Consider the following 25,506-nt stretch of genomic DNA (forward strand, 5'->3'; position numbering starts at 1 on the left):
CTAAAAATAGTAGCAGAGCACTTAATATAATTACTGATTTGTTTAATGTTAACTGCATTGTTATCACCTTTCTTTAAGCCAGCAGGCAATTAAAGTTCCTTTATTTTCTGCAGACCATACTTTTATTTTTCCATCATGTCTTTCCATAATTATCTTTGCAATACTTAAGCCTAAACCTGATGTTGCACCTTTTCCTCTTGATTTATCCGCCTGATAGAATGGCTGAAAAATTCGATCCAGCTGAAGTTTCGGAATAGCTCTCCCTTCATTTTGGATTAAAATGGCTGTTCCTTCTTTACTCCAATCTTCCAGTTCTTTACGAAATTCGCCGAAAATCCAATCTGGTATTGGCTTTCTGGAAGAAATGGCCGCCAACCAAATCGTGCCGTTTTTAGGTGTGTAGCGAATACTATTATCCATCAAATTATCGACAATTCGAATCATTTGTTTTGGATCAAGAAAATAGGAATGCTTGACCTCTTGTTGCATTACTAATGAAATTTCTTTATTAGCGCAAAGTTCTTCATAACCTGAAAACAACATGTCAAAAAACTCATTCCCATTCACCTGAACAGGATTAATTTTATTTTGAGAAGACTGCAGCGAAGTGTACAAGGCCAGATCTTCAATCATGAGTTTCATATGATCTAGCTTTTCAAAGAGAATCAGCTTATACTCCCGACGTACTTCCTCCGTCAAATTATTATTTTCCAATGCCTCCGAATACGTTCGGATAACAGTTAAAGGTGTTTTTAAATCATGTGATAAAGAGGCAATCATAAATTCCTTTTCCTGTTGTTGGGCAGCAAGTGCATCTTTCGTTTGATTAATTTGTGACTTCATTTCCTCAAAATGAATCATTAGTTCACCAATTTCATCCTTAGAAATGGAGAGGCTTTGCTCAAGCTCTTTTCCTTTTGCAAATGCATTCATATGTGCTTGTAATGCTTGTAAGGGGCGATTGAGCTTTCGATTTAATAGAATGATAATAATGGAATATAAAGCTATAAAAAATATACTGAATAGACTGATCATAATAATGGTATTTCGATTGTATGCTTCTATCCATTCCTTACGACTAACCGTGATTTCATAAACTCCAGCTATCCTATTGTCCTTATCAAAGACTAGCTTTTTAACGGAATAGGTCCGTGGACTTTTTTGAACTTCATTTACATTTTGATACAATACCCCGCTGGTTGTATTGGAATAAGAATTTGAAAAATCCATAGAAGAGAATAATTGGAAACCATCATAACGATATAGGTCTATTTTTAAGTTGTCATTTACAAGACTTTCAAGATGCTCGTAATTTTTATTAGACTGAATCTTATAAAGCGATTCATCTAGTAGATGGGATTCTATATTAGAGACTGTGTCTTGAAAATCCATATATTCTTGAAAATCTATTTTTTGATCATAGTGACTAAGACTAACATAAAGAAAATATAAAGCAGCAATAGGCAATACCATCACAATGAAGTAGCTTATCATAAGCCAATTTTTAATTTTCATCTTAAGTGCTCACCTATAAACCGATAGCCGACACCCCAAACCGTTTGAATAAATTTTGCTGTGCGCTTTGTATCCTTCAGTTTGGTTCGCAAACTTTTTATATGAACGGTTATCGTGTTATTCCCTTCTACGTTCTTCAATTGCCAAACGTGTTCATATAACTCAGATTTTTCAAAGGTTGTAAATGGATTCTTTGCAAGTAAGAATAGAATATCGCGTTCCTTCGCTGTAAGTGTTAGTAGCACCTCATCTAAAAATACCGCTTCATTCAAAAAATCAATGACAAGATTATGTTTATAACAGGACTTTTGCTCGTTATGATGTTTATCCGTATAGCGGTTATACCTCCTAAGGTGGGAATTCACTCTTGCTGTTAATTCCTTCAAGCTGAAGGGCTTTGTTAAATAATCATCGGCACCAAGATCAAGTCCAAGGATCTTGCTTTCATCTTCATTCTTTGCACTAACAATTATTAATGGAACATCGCTCTCTAGTCGAATCGTTTTGCATAGTGTAAATCCATCCATTTCAGGAAGCATTAAATCGACCAAAACAAGTGAAAAAGTATCCTGCTTAAAATCCTCCCATCCCTCAACCCCTGTCGATGCCCATGTCACATGAAAACCTTCACCTCGTAAATGATCACTCATAACGCGCGCAATTTCATAATCGTCTTCTACAATCAGTATTTTACTTTTTTCTTCCATCGACATTACCTCTCTCCAAACCTAGTATAAATTATGTATAACAAATAAATCGAAAAGTTTATTATTGCTTAATAATTGATCAGAATAATTATAAACTAAAAAAATAGTGGGGGTTTTTTCTCCCCACTATTCTTTATTTTACATCACACTCAATCGATGTTCCTCTTCATCTTTAACTGTCTTGTCTTTTTTCTCTCGGTTAAATAAACTATAGAGCACCGGTACGATGAAAAGGGTAAGTATTGTTGAAGTGGAAAGTCCTCCAATAACTACAACTGCCAGCGATTTAGAAACGATTCCAGCCTCACTGGAAATTGCCATTGGTATTAAGGCGCCAACTGTGGCAATTGCCGTCATCAATATTGGTCGTATTCGAACTACGCCAGCTTCGATTAAGGCTTGATGCTTCTTCATTCCAATTTTTTCGTTTTTCTTTACCTTATCAATTAGAACAATTGCATTTGTAACTACTATACCATTCAGCATGAGCAGCCCAATCATCGCGGGCATTCCAATTGGTTCTTGCATAATGAATAATCCAATTAGTGAGCCGATAACAGAAAACGGAATAGCGAATAGGATGACAAAAGGTGCTTTTCCTTCACCAAATGCAATAACCATGACGAGGTAAACTAGAAAAATACTGACGATGATTGCTAGACCTAAGTTTCTAAAACCATCGGCCATAACTTCTGATGTTCCTTCTTCGTAGTAGCTAATGCTATCTGGTAAATCTAAGTTGGAAATCGCCTCATCCACTCTGGTCGTAACATCACCAGTGTTTGAATCTGTGATTAGTCCAGTAATCATTACATATTCATTTGTATTTAGATGAGAAACTGCTGATGGATTATTGACTTCCTTCAATTCTCCTATCTCATTTAAAGCAACTGGTACACCCATATCATTGTTAATTTCTTGATTGCCCAGTTCTTCAAGGGAAGCTACTTCCTCCATATTTAATCCGAGTATCACATCCGTATTTTCTTCTTCCATTGCCATCGTTGTGATGACGTCACCATTAATTAGTGAACGCAGGCTCTGCCCAACCATAGCTGGCATTAAACCATGATCAGCAAGTTTATTCTCATCTAATTCGATTTCTATCTCAGGCTCTTCACCTTCTAGTGAAGAGGTTACATCCGCCATTCCATCGACTTCTTGCAAACTAGCAACAATTTGCTCACTTGCAGTTTTAATATCTTCTGAGTTAGCACCATTTACTACAAGTGCGTATTGATTCTCTGCTCCACCAATCAGCCCGCCAACACCAGCTAACGAAATGGATGAAACATTGGGGATCTTTTCAAATTGATCACGTAAGTCCTCCACAAAAGTTTCTACATCCTTAGCCGATTCTTTTACAACAAATGAAATGGAAGCATTTTCGTTTTCTCCATTTACATTTGTATTAACAAGCTCTATTTCCTCACTTGTAAGCAAAATATCTTCTACAGTGCTTGCTGCTTCATTTGTCAATTCTGGGGATGTTCCTTTTGGCATAGTAATACCAACATCATAATTGCTCGTTTCTTCCTGTGGTAGAAACGTAGTACCAAGTCCGGGAGCAATGAATACAATTGAACCTGCTAATAATGCTAATGCTATTGCCAACGTAATAAATCGATGTTTTAACACCCATTGTAAACTGCTTCGATATCCTTTTTGTAATCCATTTTCTTTATGTTCCTTAGGCTTCATATTTAATAAAAATGTTTTCGACATAAGCGGTACGACCGTAATTGCGACAACAAGTGAAATCAACAGTGAAATTACGATTGTCCATGCGAGTGGTTTAAAGAATCCGCCTACAATTCCTGGCACAAATGCCATGGGCAAAAACACAGCAACAGTTGTAATTGTCGAGGAAGTAATGGCAGATGCTACTTCTCCAGTAGCTTCTTCGACTAGTTTTTCATCTCGTTCCTTGGACGTTCTAACTCTTCGAAACACATTTTCAATAACTACTATAGAATCATCTACAACTCTGCCAACTGCAACTGCAATTCCTGCAAGTGTCATAATGTTTAATGTATAGCCTAACGCATTCATTAACATTAAAGATGACAATATGGATAATGGAATGGAAATAACTGCGATTATTGTTGAACGAATATTTCTCAAGAATAGTAATGTAACAATTACAGCCATCAATGCACCAAGTAATGCCTCTCGAAGCATGGAATAAACAGAGTCTTCAATTTCAATCGACTGGTCTCTAAGTACTTCAGCCTCATAGCCTTCTGGAAGTTTAATTGCTTCGATTTCTTCCCTTGCTTGCTCAACTATCTCTACTGTATTCGCTCCACCCTCTGCTATAATTCCAAAACTGACCCCGGGTTCTCCATTGATGCGCGTAAAATTACTCGTATTTTCATTTTCATAGGATACGTTGGCAATTTCACTTAAAGTTACGGATTCAAGTTCTGGTGCTGCAGCAGGGGAAGTTATCTTCTGCGTGAATAACTGAATGTTTTCAACATCTGCAATAGATTCTAGCTCTTTACTAACACGAACTGGCAGCACTTTATCTCCAACAGAAATATCACCAGTTGGGATAGTCAAATTATTTGCGGATATCGCTGTTTTTACATCATCAAGCGTAATTCCTTTTTCTTTTAGTTCCTCAGGCAAAAGCTGAATCGAAACCGTTGAATCTCCTGTACCACCTACTACAACTTCACTTACCCCTTCAATGACTTCTATCCTTGGAATGATTTCTTCCTCTACATATTGTTGAACATTATCCTGACTTTCTTCTGCATATATACCCATCGAGAAAATGGTAGGGTCAGGTTCAGGTCCAGATAGATAGTACAACGGATCTTCAGCTAATTCAGGTAATCGAACTTTGTCAACACTTGCCCTGACAGTTTGCTCCGCTTCCTCCATATCAGTAGACATATCAAATTCGAGTGTTGCATATACCGCATTTGCTACTCCGTCTGTATATACATTCTCTACACCATCCAGATTCAGAAGTTCTCTTTCAACAGGTTCACCAATCTCCTTCATGGACTGCTCTGGTGAAGCACCTGGATACGGAATAACAACCGTTATATACGGGATATCTACACTAGGATACTTCTCAATATTTATCTCCTTTAAAGCATAGATACCTCCAGCAACCATAAGGAATACAACTAGAAATAAAGCCACACCATTTTTCATACTGAATCGAATAATTGATTTCATCATTGCCGCTCTTCTCCCATTCTTAACTTGTATTTGTAAATTAGCTTTATAAGTATATCAATATTTATCTGTAAATTCGCTTAATTTACAAATTTATAATAAATTATTTACGTGCCTTTGAAATCGTGCGGTAGATATATTTTTCTATAGGTCTTGGGGCTTAGATAAACAATTGTAAAAAGAATGCGTTCTATATGGTAAAATTATGACGGAACTATATATTAAAAAGGATCAATAGAAACATACTGTATTAATGTAACCAGTACTGTAAAAGATGCACCGAGGTGAAATGCAATGGATAGCAGAATAAAACAATTAATCGATTCTACAAAACTAAAATTTAGATTGGATAATTATTATTTAGCCAGGCATAGCCTATATAGAAATGTAAACATTTACAATGAGACTATCTATTTACTAAGTATGGAATGGTTTCCAAATCATATATCGAAACTTGAAAACAATGATTCCAACCCAGAAGGAACAGCGGTTATTGATATTGAATTGAATAGCCATAAAATAGAAAAAGTTATTTTCGTAGGTGGTAAGACCTTTGCAAATGGGCTGAGGTTTAACAATTTTGACAGGGAAGAGGTTATCAAATGGATTGAACAGGAAGCGAGAATTACGTACGGAGAACAATTCGAATTTGATAAAGAAGTGGAAGGCGGATTGTACTTTAAGGAATGTATCGACGGTATTGCCGCTTCTCCTTATGGTTTTATTGAAATAAGATTTGATCAAGGAGGCAGGCTCACATTGTTTACAATACATGGCCAGTTTCCTGCTAAAGAAATGATAAAAGGGGAAGTTTTTTCTCTCTCCCTTGAAAATGTAACCCCTATAGTGAAAGAACAATTAAAATTGATTGAACTCCCTTCGCGTGAACACCAGCGATTCTTTCCTGTTTATGGAATAGAGGAAATTTATATTACGAATGATCAAGCATCTACAATACCCTTTGAGTTTATTGTCAATGTAAGGTCATATTTGAAGGTGAACGAATCTGTATATTGGGATAGTCCACTTGATAAACCGTTTGACGGAATAAAGATAAATTGGACTGAAGATGTAACTGCAGCACAAGCGTTTTCTAATGAACCAAGTCCTGATTCATTACCTATAACAGAGCAAGAACAAGAAAAGTGTATAGTAGCGGTCAAAGATTTTTTACGGCAGAAGTATAGGGATGACTCCGGAAAATGGAAGCTGAAAACATTACATCGTGATAAAGGCTATATTCATGCCATTCTAAGTGCTACGCATCAAAATAATCATATATTTCAAAGGAAAATAAAGATCATGATTGATGCAAGGCGGCTTAAAGTCTTGAATTATATCGATAATAAACTGATGTTAGCGACGTTTGATGAATTTGAAGAAGCCGAGAAAGTGTCAATATTAAAAGAAGAAGCATATGAAAAAATCCAACATCTACTTGAAATGAAACCTTATTATGTCTATGATTTTGAACAGAAACAATATATATTATGTGGGAAATTAGATTGTCAATATGGGGTGGATGCCATAAATGGAGAAGTTGTTCGATTAGAAGATTTATAGTTATATGACAGGTAAGCTAGGTGTGGATAAAAAAATGATAGAAAAGATTGTTATTATACTAACCTTTACTAGGGAGGAAAGCATCATGGAGTTTGATTTTATTTGGCTTGCTATAGGAATTGCTGTTGCTGGTTATTGTATTGGGGACGGATTGAGAAATTTTAATAATTCGGATGCGAAAACGCTCATTGATTCCTTAGATGATGATGATGAGCATGAACTAATTAAGGAGAATGATGTACATTATTTTATGGGGATATCGAAGGAAGATGCAAAATCTTTAATTCAAGAGCATTCAGACATTCCGCACATCATGATTAACGGCAAGGTTTACTATCCAAAAGCTAAATTGCGTAAATGGCTATTAGATTTAGGTGAGTAAATCTCCTGCAGGCAGATTAGGGAAGCATTTAATCATGAGAAAATTAGGTTTAATTGAGATTGAAGGACAGATCTATATAGAACTATTAGATTTATATAATAAAAAGTTGGTAGAGTAGAGGCATCGAAATATGTGCATGAACACAATCATCTTTGGATTTAGGACTCGCAAGCGATAATAATGGTACAAAAAATATAGTTTCTCAAGGTAGGTGGAAGGTTGTGAGAACATTATTAGAATTACTTCGTGTCATTTTTATCATGGGTATTCTTGGTGGGGTAGGTTGGCTGATTATCGGAAACATCTACTCTATGAATGGGGAAGCAAAACCGTATTCGTGGCTTGGTGCAATCGCTATATTCGTATTGATCTTCGTTTTGTATCGAAATAAATTGCAATTTTCAGGGTGGTATAAAGGAAATGGTAGAAATAAGTTATCAAAAAAGGTTTCAATAACGTTAGTTCTAGTGTCTGTATTATTAATTTTTTCACCATTTGTATTGTCTTCTTTATTGAGCTAGGCAGAATTTATTATCATAAGCCTTATTCCAACAGCTAACTCTGATTTCATGAACAGTGAACAGTGATAGCAAACTTTCAGCTGACGTAAAAGAAAGAATTACCATAAAAAGGCTTCAAAAACTTCACTCATATCGGTATTATTTATTAAAAAAATCATATTAGTACAACCTTTTTGACATTGGTTTGATTAACAACATTTCAAATGATAAAAAAAGGTGAATGGATTATTGGTAATGATCAATGAAGCTGGTACATCCCTTAATTAATAGTTGTGCCTTTATTTATTATTTGAAAATTCTGTGTTAATATTAAATTATAATAATTGTGGAGGTTGAACGAGTGGAGAATATAGTTAAGTTGGAACAAGTAACAAAAAAATTTGGTAAGAAAACCGCAGTTAATGGTGTCTCGCTCACGATTGAAAAGGGAACGACAGTAGCTATTTTAGGTCCAAATGGTGCTGGGAAAACAACGACTATTTCCATGATGCTTGGCTTATTGGAACCAACCAGTGGAACTGTAAAAGTTTTTGATAAAAGTCCGAAAGAAATAGCGGTGCGTAATCGAATTGGGGCAATGTTACAGGAAACTAGTGTCCTCGATATGCTGAAGGTACGGGAATTCATTGAAATGTTTAGGAGTTACTATACTTCGCCACTTTCAATGGAAGAGCTTATAGCATTAACTGGATTTAAAGAAGATGAGTTGAAAAAAAGGGCGAATAAGTTATCAGGTGGTCAAAAAAGAAGATTAGGGTTTGCGCTCGCGCTTGCAGGAAATCCTGATTTAATTTTTTTCGATGAGCCAACCGTTGGACTTGATATAACTGCAAGAAGGAATTTCTGGGAAAGAGTTGAAATCTTAAAATTACAAGGAAAAACAATTATTTTTACGACGCATTATCTTCAAGAGGCAGATGATTTTTCTGAACGAATTATCCTCTTTAATAACGGGGAGATAATTACTGATGGGAAACCAGATGAAATCAAGCGCAACATTGCTACTCGAAGTGTATCCTTTCAAACAGACGACAAAGAAGTTATCGGATTGCTGCAATCTTTTGATGACGTCATTAGATGTTATGAAAAAGACGGCCGGATCTACGTTGTAACTAGTAATACGGATGCAGTAATAGCGGGAATTTTCCGTCATGGAGTAGATGCAAACGATATTGCTATTGAACAGGGTCGTTTAGAGGAAGTATTTGAACATTTAACATCGGGAAGCAAGGAGGCAATATAAGATGAATGCGATCATGAGCCAATGTAAGTTTGAGTTGTTGCGCATTTTCCGTAATCCATATTTTGTATTCTGGACATTATTCATGCCGATCCTATTTTATTTTATATTTACGAATATCGTAAACACCGGTGTACCAAATCAAGAAGAGTGGCAAGCATATTACTTAATGTCTATGACGACGTTTAGTGTAATGGGCTCCGCTATTATGAACTTTGGTATTCGTATGGTACAAGAGCAAACAGAAGGCTGGTCTACATTCATGAAACTTACTCCATTTCCTTCTTGGGCATACTTCACATCAAAAATGTTTGGTCAACTCATGATGCACGTCCTATCCATTACCATTGTCTTTATTGCAGGATTTCTCATCAATGATGTTTCACTGACAATTGGTCAGTGGATATTCTCAGCATTGTGGATACTAATCGCTTCTGTCCCTTTTTTAGCTTTAGGTTCATTAGTAGGAACGATGAAAAAAGTTGAAACTGCTGGTGGAGTCAGTAATATAATATATTTAGCATTGGCTATTCTGGGTGGAATGTGGATGCCAATCCGGACATTCCCTGAATTCTTACAAAATGCCGCAGAGTGGTTGCCATCCTATCATTTTGCCAGTGGTGCTTGGGAAATCATTTCTGGAAACACGCCTGATTGGAAAAGCTTTGTTATTTTACTATGTTATTTAATTGTTTTTATGCTGCTTGCTACATATATCAGAGGAAAACAGGAGAACTGAATTAATTAACATGAGTTACAGTTTATTCGTGATAATCTAAAAAAAGGGGATACGAATCTATAAAGACTCGTACCCCTTTTTTTCTATCGTGAAGTATAACCCGCATCGGCATGTATTGTTGTTCCAGTGACATAGGAAGATGCGTCAGAAGCTAGCCATAGACTTGCTTGCGCGATCTCTTTTGGATCACCGAATCGGTTCAATAGGCTTAATTGTGGAGCATATTCTTCTGCTGTGAAACCAAATTGTTCTAATGCACCGCGGAGCATCGGAGTATCAATTGCGCCTGGTGCTACAGAGTTTACGCGAATATTTTGTGGACCATATTCCATTGCTGCAACTTTTGTCATGCCTACCACGCCATGTTTTGCTGCAACATATGCAATGTTTTTTGGTTGTGGACGGAACCCACTTACGGAGGAAATGTTAATAATCGAACCACCATTTCCTTGCTTTTCTAATTGCTTAATCTCATATTTCAAGCAAAGAGCAGTACCAGTTAAGTCTACAGAAATTAAGCGGTTCCAGTAATCCTCATCAAATTCTGCCACTGGCTTGTCATCTGGAGTTAATGCAGCATTATTTACTGCCACATCCAATCTGCCGAATGTATCAACTGCGAATTTCACCATTGCTTGTACGTCTTCAGATTTTGAGATATCTACTTTGACAAAAGCAGCTTGTCCACCTGAAGCTTTTATTGATTCTGCTACTTCATTCCCTTTTTCCTCGTTAAAATCTGCAATGATAACCTTTGCTTTTGCCTCTGCAAATAGTCTTGCTGTCGCTTCGCCCATACCCATAGCTGCACCTGTTACGATTGCAACTTTGTCTTCAAAACTAGTCAAAACTCGGGGAGTGACAGGCACCGCTTACCATCCGCGCTCTTGCATTCTCTCTTCAGCAGGAAGCTTAGCGATATCGATTCCCTTCATTGCGCTTCCAAGTTCTTTTGAAAGCTTGGCAATTAAATCGTAGTCTTGGTAATTTTCCGTTGCACGGACAATTGCGTTCGCGAATTTCTCAGGATCCTCGGATTTGAAGATGCCGGAACCTACAAATACACCATCAGCACCTAACTCCATCATTAAAGCAGCATCAGCGGGAGTTGCAACTCCACCTGCTGCAAAGTTAGTTACAGGCAATTTACCTTCATGTTTGATTTGCTTTAATATCTCATATGGTGCACCGAGATTTTTTGCTTCGGTCATCAACTCATCATCGCTCATTAAGGTGACTTTTCGAACCTGTGCATTTACTTTGCGAATATGACGTACAGCTTCAACAATATTACCAGTTCCTGGCTCACCCTTCGTACGAAGCATGGAAGCTCCTTCGCCAATTCGGCGGGCAGCTTCGCCTAAATCACGGCAGCCGCAAACAAATGGAACGGAATATTGGCTCTTCAGCAGATGAAATTCCTCATCTGCAGGTGTTAATACTTCACTTTCATCGATATAATCAATGCCCATCGCTTCCAGTACTTTTGCTTCAACGATGTGACCGATTCGTGCCTTTGCCATTACTGGAATTGAAACAGCATTCACTACTTCTTCAATGATTCTCGGGTTTGCCATACGAGCAACTCCGCCTGCAGCGCGAATATCTGAAGGAACTCTTTCCAATGCCATAACAGCAACAGCTCCTGCAGCCTCAGCTATTTTTGCTTGCTCTGCATTGATGACATCCATGATGACGCCACCTTTTTTAATTTGAATGAATTCCTTACTTAATGCATCTGTTTCGAATGTATTTACCAATTTCTTCACTCCAATCTAAATTAATCATTGCATTTTTCTGAATATAACTTATTATAGTAAGTAAGTGACTTGGTTAAAAGTGTCAGATTAGTAATATTGATGAGGTCAGTAAGAGGTGATATTAATTTGGAAATGCTTGCTTGTAATTTAAATCGAAAAAGTGATGTACCTTTGTATGAACAATTGTATGGATACATTAAACATGAAATCACAGAGGGGCGCTTAGCATATAATTCAAAGCTGCCATCGAAGCGGAGACTATCCGAGTATTTAAAAATTAGCCAAAATACAGTGGAAACTGCCTATGATCAATTGATCGCGGAAGGATATATTGAGGGTGTGGCTCGAAAAGGGTATTTCGTGCTTGCATATGAGGATTTACAATACGTGAAAACGGTCGATGCCAGTTCCAATCATTTGTATGAAAATGAAGAGGCGTTTGTATATAATTTTCATCCCAGCAGAATTGATACTGAAAATTTTCCATTTGCAAAGTGGCGTAAATATGCAAAAAATGCGATTGACATGGAACATCATCGCTTATTATTACTCGGTGATATGCAAGGGGAGTACGAGCTGCGCCAAGAAATTGCAAATTATTTATATCATGCAAGGGGCGTCCGCTGTACACCAGATGAGATTATCATTGGTGCTGGAATTGAAATTCTTCTGCAGCAGCTCGTGCTATTATTAGGAAATGAAACGATATACGGTGTAGAGGATCCAGGGTATCATGTGATTTCGCAAATATTGGAAAGTCATCCGAATAAAGTGTTCCCACTAGCAGTGGATGGAGAGGGAGTGAAGGTAGAGCAGATAGAGAAATCAGCAATAAATATTGTCTATGCCACACCATCCCATCATTTCCCATACGGTTCTGTGCTATCTGTCAATCGTCGTGTTAAACTATTAAACTGGGCATTAGGTGCAGATAACCGATATATTATCGAAGACGATTATGATAGTGAATTCCGGTATAGTGGAAAAACGATCCCATCATTGCAAAGTATGGACCAGGCAGAGAAGGTAATATATTTAGGAAGCTTTTCTAAATCGCTAATCCCTTCACTAAGAATTAGCTATATGGTGTTGCCGAATCGTTTGCTCCAAAGCTATAAGGAAAAGTTATCCTACATCAATTGTTCCGTCTCAAGAATCGATCAACATATTTTAGCCACCTTCATGAAACAAGGTGATTTTGAACGGCATCTAAACCGCATGCGAAAGATCTATCGACGGAAATTAGATCGAACCGTCGATTTGTTAAAACCTTATCAAGAAAAAGTTTCGGTGATAGGGGGACAGTCTGGTTTACATATCGTCTTTGTCGTTCGAAATGGTATGACAGAGCAGGAATTAGTTGAAAAGGCAGCTGCTGCCAAAATTAAGATCTATCCACTATCTTCCTATTCAATAGAGAAAAAGGTTGAAAATCCGCCGAAAATAATCTTAGGATTTGCCGGAATACCAGAAGAAGAATTAGAGCTAGCAATCAACCTTCTGCTAGAAAATTGGGGTATCCTCAACCATTAATAAAAACCCAAATTGTACAAGGAAATGAGATGAAGCTGTGGATTTAAAAAACCTAGCGCTAGGAAGACATGTATTAATCGAGTATTATGGCTGCACGACGGAAATTATTGAAAATAATGGATTAATCGAACAATATATGCGAGAAGCAGCCGACCATGCAGGAGCAAGGGTAGTGGAATCTGTATTTCATCATTTTAATCCATATGGTGTTTCTGGTGCGGTCATTATTGCTGAATCCCATCTAACAATCCATACTTGGCCAGAATATGATTTTGCATCGGTGGATGTGTATACTTGCGGTGATGAGGTTGATCCGAGCAAGGCAGCCGATTACTTATCGGTTAAATTGCAGGCAAAGAAAACAGAGTTAATGGAAATACCTCGTGGAATAGCTGGAAAAATAAAACAGTTTGCAAATCAGCGGGATAATAAAAAACCAGAGAAGATAGAGATGGAAAAGAGTGAAGGATAATCTTTTGATCTCTTTATGAAACAATCGGGATTTACTCTGAATAGTCGGGGCTTGCTACTGCAGCATTGCAATTTTGGATATGTTTTCCGGGTAAACAAAAAAAGAAACGCAGTAACTTTCGCTGCGTTTCTTTTTAAATCGTTTTTAATAATAGTTTCTTTAGAAGTGGGGCAAAGTGCTCTGGTAGTTCCGAGACACTTGGTATCATGAGACGCTCTTTTCCATAGATGTTTTTCATCGTCATGTCTTCTCGTTCCTTTACTTCACCATCTGCAAGGAACATCCCGATAACATCGATATTTTTCTTGCGTGCTTCTGATACGGCTAAGTGTGTATCAATGATTCCATTTTGATCATAATTGGCTGCTGCAGGTTCCCCGTCTGAAAATACAAGAAGAAACTTGTGCTTCTCTCTTCTTGCAGCTAATTCTTCAGTAATGACTCGAATACTAAAGCCATCCCGATTATCTTCCTGCGGTTCTAGTTGCATAATTCTTGCGCCATAATTTTGATAGAAGGAATCGGTATGAGCGTTAACGATATGGAAGTAATTCGGCTGGTAGCCTTCTGTCACATCGTTAGCATCCTCCCAAAAGCCAATGATTGAATGTGGAATCTTCAAGTAATTGAGTACTTCATGGAATAAGATAATCCCTTTTTTGGTTTCTGCCATTTTTCCATGCATTGATGCAGAGCAATCTACTAATAATGTGAATACCGCGTCAATCTCTTTGGATTCCTGGTTCTTTTTATAAAAAATTCGCGGATTCTCATCAATCACTACAGGTAGTAATTTTTTCGACAAGCGGCCAAAAACTAAATCCTTACGTGGAGCATTTCGTTTATGCTCCAATGTTTTTTCAATTGTATTTGCGAGCTTCCGCTTATATGCTTCGATTTCCTGAACATTTGCTTGATAGAGTTTTTCATCTTCATATGTCGGTGTTTCAGCGTGTTTTATGATCTTGACAGCTTCATTATTTTCCTCGCCGTATTTACTCTCACTTTGGTTTCCTTGACTCGTATCCTTTTTCTCTAAGGATTCAAGCTTCGAATAGTCGTTTTGTTTGCTTTCACCAGAAGCGCCTTGAATCTGAGCCATTGCTTGGTCTGCATCCTGTGCTTCCCTCGCGCCATCCCCAATTAGACTAGTTTTCGTACCTTGATCCAATTCAAATTGCAAGAAGGTCTGGTTCGACTCTCCATTTTTATTCTCACGATGCCAGGTAGAAAATTTCTCATCAATATATTCACCCTGATCGTCTGGAACATCTTCTTCATCATCATTCACTAAATCATCTTTCCGAATAAGCTCATCGAATAACGTATTCCGATTAAATTGCTCGATATGTGCTACAGGAAAAATAAAATATTCGTTAATCGAGTCATCATAATCTCTGCTTACTTGAAAGACGATTTTCTCACAAATATTCGTGATGTCGCTTGTGTTTTCCGCTTCATATAACGTATATAAAAGAGCTTTGATTCGCTCCAATTGTTCTAGCTGTCGGTCATTCGCCCTTGGAAAATTAGGATCTGGACTATTCGATTGTATAAGTAAATAAATGAGGCAAAACAACTCATCTGTCGCAAAGCTTCTTGTGACATTCGTATCTAACTGTGTTTCAAAATAATGCCTAAGGTAATCTCTCCGGATTGTAAATAGCTTCGTTGTGCCAGGCCGCTCTTGCTTTACCTTTTCTTCAAGTCGGATATCTTCGAGCAGTGTAAATAATTGTGCCGCAAACTTAGGCATCGCTGCTTCAGCTATGCTATCTAAGTAATGCTGCATCACTCGGACATTAGAATAATGTAATGTGCCAATTGTTCGTAAATATAGATCCGATTTATGACCAGCTTCCTTTGCTGCCTCATTCGCAGTGTCCCAGAAGCGGCTTGCAGTAACCTTATGATTGATAACATCAATAAACGATCCAAAATTATATTCGAAATTTATATCAGGATCACCGGACAATACAGTCGATAAATCCTGCAGCTGTAAGAAAATATTTGTGTCCACTCGTGAATTATCATGAAAACGATACATCTAGTATCCTCCTATCTAGGTAGTCAATTAAGTATAAAAACTTACTTACTACAAAAGTGCAATAAGGCAGTCACCGAAAGGCTGGTGACTGCCAAGTTTTCTAAAATAACGTTTCTGTCAAATTCATTACAAATTCTCTTTCTCTCTCTTCGTCTAACTTATCGACAATAGAGCGGAGAATTGCTCGTTTTGCTGGGATAATGGAGCTCAGATCGCATGCATCAAGTAATGCACGAATCGATGCTGCATCCTCAGAAAGCTTTCCTTGTGAAACAGCAGTTACGAGATCGCTTGATAACTTGACAAATAATTCGATTGTTTTTTCATTGGTTAGTCTTGTATTGGTCTGAATTAAATTCCTTAATTGTTCGCCTTCAATATAAGGAACTTCAATCACAATAAATCTGTTTTTCAATGCTTCATTAAGTGGTACGGTTCCAATGTATCCTTCATTAATCGCTGCAACCACACCAAAGCCTTCTTTAGCAGTAATCACTTCGTTTGTGAAAGGGTTAGTAATCGTTCTTCGGTAATCAAGCACGCCATTAATTAGTGGCAATGTCTCTGGTTTCGCCATGTTTATTTCATCGATATATAATAAAGTCCCACTCGTCATTGCATTGATCACGGGACCTGGAACGAATTCAATTACTTGTTTCTTATCTTCGTATGCTAAGGTTTTAAATCCGAGCAAGCTTTCTGCGTCCAAATCCACGGAACAGTTGACACTGAACATTGGTTGATTGAACAGGTAGGATAATGTCTCAGCGAACTTGGTTTTACCAGCGCCTGTTGGTCCTTTTAATAGAATATTTTTTCCCATACTTAAAATCGATATTGCATCGATTAGTAAATCCATATGTGGTGGAACATAGCCACCTTGTCGGATTAATTCTGCAAATGCTGGTTTTACTTCGTTTCGTTTTGTATTTAATAGTTCTTTTATGTTCTCTGGTAGTTGATAATTTATGTGCATTGTAACGCTCCTTCCATGTCATATTGTAAGCTTTTTTGACGAAAATAACAAAGAATCTTTATTGCTATATGTCGCTTTCTGGCCAGTCGCTCCGGAAATACACTACGCGCATCCTAAGGGAGCTGTTGAGCCTTCATGTGCTGTCGCACTTCGAAGTTTCACCTAGGCTCTTCTCCCCGTAGGACAAGGAAGGCTTCGAAGCGTTACATCGCAATCAGACAAATCGTCCTTTATTTTCGAGGAGTCTCCGTGTTTATCCTCCGCTTGGTTTGTGCGTAATCTATTGCAATGGAAGAGACATACTCTATAATCAGCATTTTTATTTTGTCTCATTTAGATGATGTTTGTTGTTAAAAGCGCCTATAGGATTAGTTTCCTATGTGAATTAAACGATCATGCAGAAAAATGTACTCTAATGAAGAATTGAACATTGTGACGATTGGAAAAAAAGTGTAGTATGATAATACACAAGCTTAAGATCATGGAGGGGTAAGTATGAACAAGCAAATTAGAATAGGAATTGTTGGCTATGGTAACCTTGGTAGAGGTACAGTTGAAGCAATTAAGAAATCAGCAGATATGGAGCTTATTGCTATTTTTACAAGACGGTCACCTGAAAGCCTAAAAATAGATGAAGCAAATGTTGAAGTTGTACATATTTCAAAAGTTGAAGATTATCAAGAGAAAATCGATGTGATGATATTATGTGGGGGATCTGCAACAGATCTACCAGAACAAGGACCGGAACTTGCGAAACTATTTAACACGATAGATAGCTATGATACACATGCGAAGATTCCTGAATATTTTAGTTCGGTTGATGCTGTGGCGAAAGAAAGTGGCAAAATCAGCATTATTTCTGTTGGCTGGGATCCAGGTTTATTCTCAATTAATCGTTTAATGGCAGAAGCAATTATCCCACAAGGTGAAAATTACACGTTCTGGGGCAAGGGTTTAAGTCAAGGGCATTCGGATGCAGTACGCAGAGTGAATGGTGTGAAGGACGGCGTACAATACACAATCCCAGCTGATGCGGCAATTGAAAAAGTTCGCAGTGGGGTAAATCCTGAATTAACAACAGCTGAAAAGCATCGCCGAGTATGCTATATCGTCGCTGAAGAAGGTGCGGACCAAGCAAAAATTGAAAATGAAATTAAGACGATGCCAAACTATTTTGCAGACTATGATACAGAGGTAAACTTTATTACGGAAGAAGTATTAAAGGCTGAGCATTCAGCAGCACCACATGGCGGGTTCGTTATTCGTGGCGGGGAAACAGGTGCGGATCAAAACAAACAAATTATCGAATTCTCACTTAAGCTCGGTAGCAATCCGGAATTTACAGCTAGTGTTCTTGTGGCATATGCGAGAGCAGCATATCGCTTGCACAAAGAGGGACAAGCAGGAGCTAAAACAGTATTCGATGTGCCACCGATTTATTTATCACCAAGATCTGCAGAAGATTTGAGAAGGGATTTATTGTAAGATTTTTAGGGTGAGATACGAATGCCAAGACCGAAGACAAAATCCGAACTGATAGCAGTTAATGATGAAAAGTTCACGGAGTTAATGGCTTTAGTAAACTCTATTCCAGCAAATCACCTAGAATCTGAATTTCCATTTGAAGACCGTGATCGAAACATTCGCGACGTTTTAACACATCTGCATGAATGGCATTTGATGATGGAGAAGTGGTATACCGAGGGAATGGCAGGGGAGAAGCCAATCATGCCTGCCCCTGGATATACTTGGAGAACATTACCTGACTTAAATAAAGTTATTTGGAAAAAGTATCAAGAAACAAGTTTAACCAATGCAATAAAAAAATTAAATGAAAGTCATTTACGAATGATGGAGTTAATCAACAAGCATGATAATGATGAGCTATTTACGAAAAAGTATTACCGTTGGACGAAAACGACTTCCCTAGGTACATATTTTATCGCGAATACTTCTAGTCATTATGAATGGGCAATGAAGAAGATTAAACGGTTTAAAAAGGAATTGGAAAAAGAGGAAGTCGAAAATGGTAAAATCTAATGAGATTAGAGTGTAAAATCTTAGTCACATTAGAAAAATAATGGAATACCCCAGTAAATAAATCATAATAATAACGCTTGGATTTTATTATCCAAGCGTTATTTATTTGTTAATTATCGTATTGCTATTTAAGCAATACGATACTGTATGGGAACTTCTTAAAGTATCTATTCAATAACGGACGCAGCAGATTGATCCTGTTCAACCAACGCGTATTTTTCCCACTTCCTACTCCGCCACCTAAAGAACATAAAGGTCGCACGCGTCCATTCGTCTGCTGCGATTGCCAGCCATATTCCAGCAAGCCCTAGATCCAAATAGAAGATGAGGAAATATCCGAGTGGCAGACTCATTGCAACCATCGAAAACGCACCAATTAGTACAGGGAACTTCGCATCACCTGCAGCACGAAGAGAATTGATTAATACGATATTGATTGTTCTTCCTGTTTCTAGCAGAAAACTAAGCAGTAAAACGTCTGAACCTAATTTGATAATTTCTGGATTATCCGAGAATAATTCCATTATCGGCACCCGGAAAACAATAACGAGGATAACAACGATTAATGTTGCGCCACTTGCCCAGCGAACGCTTCTCCAAACACTGTTATAAGCCTCCAAACTCCTTCTAGCACCTACTAATCTCCCAACAATAATTGCTGTACCTAAGCCAATTGCCAATGCGAAAAGATAGATAAACATCGAAATATTCGTTGCATATTGCCGTGCTGCCAATGAGCTTGGGCCAAGGAATGTCGCATAATAGAGAAAGACAATCTGGCAGGACTGGTACATTACCTGTTCGAAAGCAGAAGGAATACCAATCTTTAGGATTTTATTAATATAATCCTTTGATAATGAAAAATAATAATTTATCTTAACTTTTACTTCTAAAATCTTGTAAAAGAGCCAGAAGAACACAAGCAGTGCGAGAAAGCGACTAACAATCGTAGAAATAGCAGCACCTTCGACTCCAAGCTCAGGAAAACCAAAATTACCAAAAATAAGTAAGTAGTTACCAACAACGTGGATAATGTTCATTCCAAGGGATACGAACATCGTAGCTAAGGTAAATCCATGTACACGAATAATTGCCGACAAAGAGTTGATTAATGCCTGTAAGAAAATTGCCCCGCCAACAATGCCTAAATAGCTTTTTGCATATTCAAACACGTTTCCTTGTAAATTAAGGGCTTGAAGCATGTAACTGCCAAACACGAGGAAAATAATACTAATAATAATTCCTATTACTAGATTTAATGCAATTGCTGTTGCTGCAATCTTTGAAACCTCTTTGTATCGTCTGGAGCCAATATATTGTGCTACGACAATGGAAGCACCACTACCAATTACTTGTAAAATTAAAATGGCGATTTGCAGAAATTGATTGGATGCACCAACTCCAGAAACCGCATCATCGGAAACAGCACTTAACATGAATGTATCTGCTAGCCCCATCAGCATAAATAGAAAAATCTCGATAAAAATCGGCCAAGTGAGGACAAGTAAATTTAAATCATTCTTCGGTTTATTGACTTGTATTGTATCCTTTGTTGTCAAATTTCCACCTTCTTACTAATTTCAATTGTATTCAGATTGTATCTTACCATTTTTTAGTCGATATGGATATGAATATTTAAGCCTTTAATCATTTAATATTGTAAGCGCTTATATAGTTTTTAGAATAAAATGACAATTGACACTATATAAAAAAGCTCTATTATTATGTCAATACAATCAGCAAAGAGAGAAGATCGACATGAAGTGTTATAAACAGAAAAATCAAAATAATCACATCATTATTAACTTATTATGCTAAGGACTGAAATATTTCCATTCGATGGAATTTAGTTTGAGTCCACTTCGCGTTACATAAACGAGGCGCACAAGCATAATTAGTTTAGCGTCCATCCATAACGGAGGGTTTTTTATTTTTAGCAATCTAAAGAAAACGATAATTCTTATAACAATGGGGGAAAGAAAATGAAGCAATCAACGAAGAGATACATCATTGATCGGATGCACAAAGCGTCTATAGGACTAGCTAATGCCGTATTAGTAACGTTAGGGATAGGTCTTTTAATCGAAACGTTTTCTACATTTACTGGCTGGGAAGGGTTTGCGACAATAGGTTTGACAGCGCAATTAATGCTGGCGCCAGCTATTGGTGCAGGAATGGCATATCAGCTTGGGGGAAATACGCTCGTTATTTTCAGTGCAATGGCTGCGAGTACAGTAGGTGCAAATGCCTTAACAGTGAATGCAGAAGGCGCAATGGTACTTACAACGGGACAACCTATTAGTGCTGTATTAGCTGCAATTATTGCTATTTGGGTTGGAAAGCGTGTGACAGGAAAGACAAAACTGGATATGCTTGCAATTCCGTTTGCAGCTATTTTCATTGGTGGGGTTGCTGGGGTAGGACTAGCAGCGATTACGACACCATTATTAGAATCTTTAAGTGCATTTATTGCTAATTCTGTTTCAGGATCGCCACTAATTGGCTCAATTGTAATCGCCCTTGTATGGAGTATATTCCTAATGTCACCTGCATCTTCAGCAGCAATTGCAATTGCGCTTCAGCTTGATCCTGTCTCAAGTGCTGCGGCATTAATCGGTTGTACTGCACAGTTTGCTGGCTGGACGGCAATGTCGTTTAGACAGAATGATTTAGGAGCAAATATTGCGCAGTCATTTTTAACGCCGAAAGTACAAGTGCCGAACTTGGTAAAAAACCCACGATTGGTTGTAGGTCCATTTTTATCTTCGGTGATCTGTGCACCGATTGCAATTTTAGTATTTGATTTTGAGGTTCCTTACCAGCTTGCTGGACTTGGTTTGAATTCATTTATCGCACCATTAAATATTCTTGCAAACCAAGGTGTTAGCGTCCTTGCCATGTATATCGTAATTGGTGTGGTTCTACCAGCAATTATCTCTGTTGTTGTATATCATTCCTTGATTTCGAAGGGGTGGGCCAAAACAGGTGATTTACGAATGGAAGTGCAATAGGATTAAACCTTTTGCAAATCGTTAAAAAACTAAAATAAAGCTTGCTGAAAAATTCTTTAAGGTTTTTCGGCAAGCTTTTTTGGTAATTAAGAAAGTATGAATCATTCTTAATGAAAATTGCAGTTAAGGTTCTAAGCAAAGCTCGCTGCCAAAAATTACTTTTATGTAATTAGAACTTAATTTTTTCAGGGAAATAATCACTGTATGATTTACTTTTCATTGTAAATAATAAGGGAAATTACTAAGAGCAAGGTGAAAATATGGAGCAAAGTAAGTTATCAAGAGAAATGATTACTATCGGAAAAGTAAGGATTTATTGTGAATACATATTGAACGGTAAACCGCCAATTATATTAATCCATGGCTTCGTGTCATCAACCTATACTTTCTACCGGCTCATACCTTTATTAGAAAAGCATTATTCGATCATCGCGATTGATTTACCAGGTTTTGGTCGAAGTGAAAAATCAACCGCCTTCATTTACTCCTATTCTAATTATGCAACAATTGTTGCAGAATGTATTCAATATTTTAAACTGGGTGAGGTTAGTATTATTGGTCATTCGATGGGGGGCCAAATTGCCTTAAACACTGCAAGAATGATTCCGAACAAGGTAACGAAACTAATTTTATTATGTAGTTCCGGGTATTTAAAAAGTGCCAATAAACTTCTAATTTATAGTTCATATCTCCCGTTATTTTATTTAGCGGTTGAATTGCATATTAAAAAGAAGAATATAAAAGAAAACTTACAAAATGTATTTTATAACCAAGCATTAATTACTGAGGACCATATTAGAGAATTCGGCAGACCTTTGAAGGAAAAGAACTTCTATAAGTCCATGGTTCGATTATTGAGGTATCGAGAAGGTGACTTAACAACAGCTCAATTACAAACGATTCAAACGCCAACATTACTAATATGGGGAGAAGAAGACCGTGTCGTTCCTGTAAATATCGGTAAGCGTTTAGTTAAGGATTTACCGAATGCGAATCTGGTTATTTACAAAGAAACGGGGCATTTAGTATCTGATGAAAGAACAGAAGAGGTTTATGAACAAATTTTAAATTATTTAGGTAGTAATGCTTAATACTAAAAATGAAATAATGAAATCTCTCGATGGTATATGATTAGATCTGAAAGATAGCAGGGAAGCATACCTAAAGATTTCAGAAACAAAAAAATCAGCAATCCTATTTATCTAGGGTTGCTGATTTTTACTAGAACTATTAAACATGAAACATTTTCGTTATCCCTGATAAGGATTTGGATAAGCCAGTTAGCTTTAAACCAATTTGGTGGGTGTTTTCCATTTGCTTGTATTGGTGCTCACTGCTGGAGAGCATTTCTTCTGCGCTTGCCAATGTTTCCTGGGAAATAGATGCAAACTCTTCAGCTGTTACTTCTAAGTTAGGTAACAGTTCACCGAAGTGATGTAATTCCCCTTGCATTCCTTCTAATTTCGCGGTTACTTCCGTTATTTCCTTCATCAATTCATCAAATGATTCTTTTGATTGATTGGCCATTGAAATATTCGTACTCGTTTTTTTCAGCATCTGTTCAAATTCCTTCGTTGCATTTGCAGTGATTCCCTCCATATTAGAAATGGAGTTTGTAATATCGTTGGCAGCGGATGATGATTGTTCCGCAAGCTTACCAACTTCATTAGCAACAACAGAAAACCCTTTACCAGCTTCCCCAGCCCGTGCCGCCTCGATTGCTGCATTTAAAGATAATAATTTTGTTTGCTCAGCAATTCCTTGAATTAAACCTACAAGCTTCGAAATCGATTTTGAGTAGTCATTAACTTGTTTAATCGTTTTTGTTAAGTGTCCAAAATCCTTTTCGAAAGAACGGATTGTTGTGATTAATTCCGAGATATTCTTTTCTCCATATACTGCAGAAGTACCCATACTTTCTGAACTAGAAAAGACAACATTCATGCTATTCATCATTTCTTCAATACGATGCTTCATCGCCATGGAATTACTAACACTATTTTCCGAGCTTGTCGCTGTTTGCTCTGCACCAATTTTGACGACATTTATCGATTCAATTAGATCATGACTTGATTGTAGTGCATTATCGGAAGACACTTTTAAATCTTCTCCTGTTTGATCCAACTCGACTGTTGTACTCTTTAGTTGATTGACCATTGTTCGCATATGGTTAATCATCGAGTCATAGCTCTTGTGGAGTGAAATAAACTCTGGGATTGTCGTCTTAAGTGTTACATTTGAATTAAGATTCCCCTTACGCACTTCACGCATGGTCTTACTCAAGCTAGAGAGTGGCTTCGTCAAGGATCTAACAAATAGGATAATCAAGAGGGTAGAAATTACAATACTCACTACAATAATTCCAATTGAAAGAAAACCCATATCATTAATTGGTCCCATAAATGAACTTGTCGGAACGATTACAGAATAAATTCCATTTATCTCTTCCATTTCTTGGTAGGAAATAGAATACCTCTCTCCATCAATTGTTCGTTGTATTTGGCCATTTTTCTCTTCCGTAATATGTGTTACTAAAGAATCAGGTATCTCTGGTAATGTTTTTTCACTAATGGGAAAAGGAGTAACAGTGGAATCTGTAATATAAAAGTAGTCTGATTCGATTCCATCCTTTTCAAGCTGTTTTTTTTGTGTACGGATATTACCGTTCAATTGCTGCATGAAATAATCATCTTGACCTACATATGTAAAGTTCAAGAGCTCAGCAATGTAGTCAATTAATTCGGTTTCACGAGCGAGTCTGTCCTCGATGGTAGTCGTTGTTATATTCTTTGCTTGTATGTATGAAGAAACTCCTACCGCAACAACTGCAATTATCATCAAGGTAACGAATGGTATTAATAATCTCGTTCGCAGTGTAGTCTTTCCCAGTAATCTATTAGAAAATTGTTTCATAGAAATCAAATTCCCCTTATCATATGTAAATTTAAATAGTACTTTTGAACTGTTTTGGATAATTATAGCAGAAAAATGTTAAGATATTGTAAATAATTCATTAATTAATGAAGAAATAATCCTAGAAATAGTAAAAAAATAAGGTATACTATTATAGGTAGGCTTTATTTAATAGGAGGAACAGTTATGACTACAATAAATAAAGGGGAAAATAAATTTTATATTGGAGACGATATTCGAAATCCAATTGCTGAGATGACGTTTGTGCAATCTGGGAATAGCAGAATAGTCATTGATCATACCTATGTTTCGGAAGATCTTCGTGGTCAAGGTATTGCAGGAGAATTACTGGAGCAAGTTGTATTATATGCTAGAGAAGAAGAGAAGAAAATCCTTCCACTCTGCCCCTATGCCAAGCAAAAACTAGAAGGCAATTCTGCATACATGGATGTACTAAGTGTTTAAAGAGAAGAATAAGAGAGGTTCCATAGAGTATGTACCTAACTGTTCAGGAAACTGCTGAGTATTTATCAATAAGTGTGAAGAATGTTGCAGCATTAATAATGGAAGGTAAAATTCGCGCCGTCTATGACGGGAATGACTACCTAATATATAAAGAACAATTTACAACTCATTTTGAGCAGGTTGAAAAATATCAACAAATGATTCAAGATTACTTAAATGAGCCAATTCCTGAGGATATTGATATCAAGGATGAAGATTAAAATTTGCATATAAATAATATTATCTATAATGTTAAGTTAAACTACATGTAGAAGTAGTTCCAACTTAACATTTTTTTCTATTAATAGAGGATGTTCAAAAAGTCAGGTAAAAATGACACATCGAATCTCTTCGTTAGCTTGCTTTTCCGCTACTCACGCTAAAACAG

21 protein-coding genes and 1 pseudogene are annotated in these 25,506 nt (G+C 37.1%); 13 read left to right on the plus strand and 9 right to left on the minus strand.

Annotated elements, in window-relative coordinates; genetic code table 11:
- Positions 1–63 precede the first annotated feature (63 nt).
- From CUC15_RS05095 to CUC15_RS05105, 3 genes are all read right to left on the minus strand, one after another.
- A complete protein-coding gene (locus tag CUC15_RS05095; protein ID WP_114915635.1) occupies positions 64–1,515 on the minus strand; it encodes a HAMP domain-containing sensor histidine kinase in 1,452 nt (483 codons plus the stop codon).
- On the minus strand, positions 1,512–2,222 hold the full coding sequence (locus CUC15_RS05100; RefSeq protein WP_114918385.1) for a response regulator transcription factor: 711 nt from the start codon (positions 2,220–2,222) through the stop codon (positions 1,512–1,514). Before CUC15_RS05100 ends, CUC15_RS05095 begins: the two co-directional genes overlap by 4 nt.
- A gap of 138 nt (positions 2,223–2,360) precedes the next feature.
- Positions 2,361–5,420, minus strand: coding sequence for an efflux RND transporter permease subunit (locus CUC15_RS05105; protein ID WP_114915636.1), 3,060 nt, complete (start codon positions 5,418–5,420; stop codon positions 2,361–2,363).
- 291 nt (positions 5,421–5,711) lie between these two features.
- Between CUC15_RS05105 and CUC15_RS05110 the strand changes: the two genes are divergently transcribed.
- The 5 genes from CUC15_RS05110 to CUC15_RS05130 all read left to right on the plus strand — a co-directional run bounded on the left by CUC15_RS05110 (position 5,712) and on the right by CUC15_RS05130 (position 9,862).
- A complete protein-coding gene (locus CUC15_RS05110) occupies positions 5,712–6,980 on the plus strand; it encodes a hypothetical protein (protein WP_114915637.1) in 1,269 nt (422 codons plus the stop codon).
- An 85-nt stretch (positions 6,981–7,065) separates the two neighbouring features.
- Positions 7,066–7,362 carry a DNA-binding protein gene (locus tag CUC15_RS05115; RefSeq protein ID WP_114918386.1) on the plus strand — a complete coding sequence of 99 codons (297 nt, stop codon included), beginning with the start codon at positions 7,066–7,068 and terminating at the stop codon, positions 7,360–7,362.
- Between the two features lie 221 nt (positions 7,363–7,583).
- Positions 7,584–7,883: a hypothetical protein gene (locus tag CUC15_RS05120; RefSeq protein ID WP_114915638.1), complete on the plus strand. Its 300-nt coding sequence runs from the start codon at positions 7,584–7,586 to the stop codon at positions 7,881–7,883.
- 340 nt (positions 7,884–8,223) lie between these two features.
- Positions 8,224–9,126 carry an ABC transporter ATP-binding protein gene (locus CUC15_RS05125; RefSeq protein WP_114915639.1) on the plus strand — a complete coding sequence of 301 codons (903 nt, stop codon included), beginning with the start codon at positions 8,224–8,226 and terminating at the stop codon, positions 9,124–9,126.
- Position 9,127: 1 nt separating this feature from the next.
- On the plus strand, positions 9,128–9,862 hold the full coding sequence (locus CUC15_RS05130; RefSeq protein WP_114915640.1) for an ABC transporter permease: 735 nt from the start codon (positions 9,128–9,130) through the stop codon (positions 9,860–9,862).
- Between the two features lie 83 nt (positions 9,863–9,945).
- On the opposite strand, the gene CUC15_RS05135 is transcribed toward CUC15_RS05130, so the two are convergent.
- Together CUC15_RS05135 and pdxS are read right to left on the minus strand one after the other, a co-directional pair.
- On the minus strand, positions 9,946–10,731 hold the full coding sequence (locus CUC15_RS05135) for an SDR family NAD(P)-dependent oxidoreductase (RefSeq protein ID WP_242985953.1): 786 nt from the start codon (positions 10,729–10,731) through the stop codon (positions 9,946–9,948).
- A gap of 3 nt (positions 10,732–10,734) precedes the next feature.
- Positions 10,735–11,622 (minus strand): pyridoxal 5'-phosphate synthase lyase subunit PdxS, encoded by an 888-nt coding sequence (gene pdxS / locus CUC15_RS05140; protein ID WP_114915641.1) that lies wholly within the window; start codon positions 11,620–11,622, stop codon positions 10,735–10,737.
- Between the two features lie 126 nt (positions 11,623–11,748).
- On the opposite strand from pdxS, the gene pdxR reads away from it, so the two are divergent.
- Together pdxR and speD are read left to right on the plus strand one after the other, a co-directional pair.
- Complete coding sequence (gene pdxR / locus CUC15_RS05145) at positions 11,749–13,155, plus strand: MocR-like pyridoxine biosynthesis transcription factor PdxR (protein WP_114915642.1); 1,407 nt, start codon at positions 11,749–11,751, stop codon at positions 13,153–13,155.
- Between the two features lie 37 nt (positions 13,156–13,192).
- On the plus strand, positions 13,193–13,627 hold the full coding sequence (speD, locus tag CUC15_RS05150; RefSeq protein WP_114915643.1) for an adenosylmethionine decarboxylase: 435 nt from the start codon (positions 13,193–13,195) through the stop codon (positions 13,625–13,627).
- Positions 13,628–13,760: 133 nt separating this feature from the next.
- Here speD and CUC15_RS05155 read toward each other — a convergent pair whose 3' ends face one another.
- Positions 13,761–15,674, minus strand: a complete 1,914-nt coding sequence (locus CUC15_RS05155) for a vWA domain-containing protein (protein WP_114915644.1) — start codon at positions 15,672–15,674, stop codon at positions 13,761–13,763.
- A gap of 100 nt (positions 15,675–15,774) precedes the next feature.
- A complete protein-coding gene (locus CUC15_RS05160; RefSeq protein WP_114915645.1) occupies positions 15,775–16,650 on the minus strand; it encodes an ATP-binding protein in 876 nt (291 codons plus the stop codon).
- Positions 16,651–17,145: 495 nt separating this feature from the next.
- Between CUC15_RS05160 and CUC15_RS05165 the strand changes: the two genes are divergently transcribed.
- Both CUC15_RS05165 and CUC15_RS05170 read left to right on the plus strand, forming a co-directional pair.
- Positions 17,146–18,135 carry a diaminopimelate dehydrogenase gene (locus CUC15_RS05165; RefSeq protein WP_114915646.1) on the plus strand — a complete coding sequence of 330 codons (990 nt, stop codon included), beginning with the start codon at positions 17,146–17,148 and terminating at the stop codon, positions 18,133–18,135.
- 21 nt (positions 18,136–18,156) lie between these two features.
- The gene (locus tag CUC15_RS05170; RefSeq protein ID WP_114915647.1) at positions 18,157–18,690 is read left to right on the plus strand and encodes a ClbS/DfsB family four-helix bundle protein; all 534 of its coding nucleotides are present in this window, start codon (positions 18,157–18,159) and stop codon (positions 18,688–18,690) included.
- A 167-nt stretch (positions 18,691–18,857) separates the two neighbouring features.
- Here the strand turns inward: CUC15_RS05170 and CUC15_RS05175 are convergent.
- Positions 18,858–20,299, minus strand: a pseudogene (locus CUC15_RS05175) (MATE family efflux transporter).
- A 373-nt stretch (positions 20,300–20,672) separates the two neighbouring features.
- On the opposite strand from CUC15_RS05175, the gene CUC15_RS05180 reads away from it, so the two are divergent.
- Positions 20,673–21,701 carry a PTS sugar transporter subunit IIC gene (locus CUC15_RS05180; RefSeq protein WP_114915648.1) on the plus strand — a complete coding sequence of 343 codons (1,029 nt, stop codon included), beginning with the start codon at positions 20,673–20,675 and terminating at the stop codon, positions 21,699–21,701.
- 260 nt (positions 21,702–21,961) lie between these two features.
- Positions 21,962–22,792 carry an alpha/beta fold hydrolase gene (locus CUC15_RS05185; RefSeq protein ID WP_114915649.1) on the plus strand — a complete coding sequence of 277 codons (831 nt, stop codon included), beginning with the start codon at positions 21,962–21,964 and terminating at the stop codon, positions 22,790–22,792.
- Between the two features lie 139 nt (positions 22,793–22,931).
- Here CUC15_RS05185 and CUC15_RS05190 read toward each other — a convergent pair whose 3' ends face one another.
- Complete coding sequence (locus CUC15_RS05190; protein ID WP_114915650.1) at positions 22,932–24,614, minus strand: methyl-accepting chemotaxis protein; 1,683 nt, start codon at positions 24,612–24,614, stop codon at positions 22,932–22,934.
- A gap of 186 nt (positions 24,615–24,800) precedes the next feature.
- Between CUC15_RS05190 and CUC15_RS05195 the strand changes: the two genes are divergently transcribed.
- Complete coding sequence (locus CUC15_RS05195; RefSeq protein WP_114915651.1) at positions 24,801–25,079, plus strand: GNAT family N-acetyltransferase; 279 nt, start codon at positions 24,801–24,803, stop codon at positions 25,077–25,079.
- A gap of 29 nt (positions 25,080–25,108) precedes the next feature.
- Positions 25,109–25,339 carry an excisionase family DNA-binding protein gene (locus CUC15_RS05200; protein ID WP_114915652.1) on the plus strand — a complete coding sequence of 77 codons (231 nt, stop codon included), beginning with the start codon at positions 25,109–25,111 and terminating at the stop codon, positions 25,337–25,339.
- Positions 25,340–25,506: the final 167 nt, after the last annotated feature.

Origin of the sequence: Oceanobacillus zhaokaii, assembly GCF_003352005.1 — a bacterium.
In the GTDB taxonomy this organism is placed as follows: Bacteria; Bacillota; Bacilli; order Bacillales; family Amphibacillaceae; genus Oceanobacillus; species Oceanobacillus zhaokaii.